1 protein-coding gene is annotated in these 243 nt (G+C 64.6%); it reads right to left on the bottom strand.

Going from position 1 to position 243, the window contains the following annotated elements; translation table 11 throughout:
* A partial coding sequence (locus KVT44_RS56660) for a CDP-glycerol glycerophosphotransferase family protein (protein ID WP_217577115.1) occupies positions 1-243 on the bottom strand: 243 nt, incomplete at both ends.

Here is a 243-nt window from a genome sequence, read left to right as displayed (position 1 = left end):
GGCGCGCGCGGTGTCGGCGTAGGCGGCGTCGAAGGCGACCGATGAATAGTCTGTGACGAAGACGCGACTCGATGTCAGCAACTGCTGCACGTTCTCGCGCGCGTAACTGGTCATGCGCACGTGCGGGGGTATCAGCTCCGTCGGGAAATGCGCCCCGATGTTCGGGTGCGGCAGGAAGACGATCTCCCCGCCCATGCTCTCCGCAGCTTCGCGCAGTCTTTCATCGCCGAGAAGAGCGGCGAT

It is taken from the genome of Streptomyces sp. GbtcB7, assembly GCF_019091445.1.
Lineage (GTDB): Bacteria > Actinomycetota > Actinomycetes > Streptomycetales > Streptomycetaceae > Streptomyces > Streptomyces mirabilis.
The sequence above is the reverse complement of the archived record's forward strand: the minus strand, read 5'-3'. Positions and strand labels throughout refer to the sequence as shown.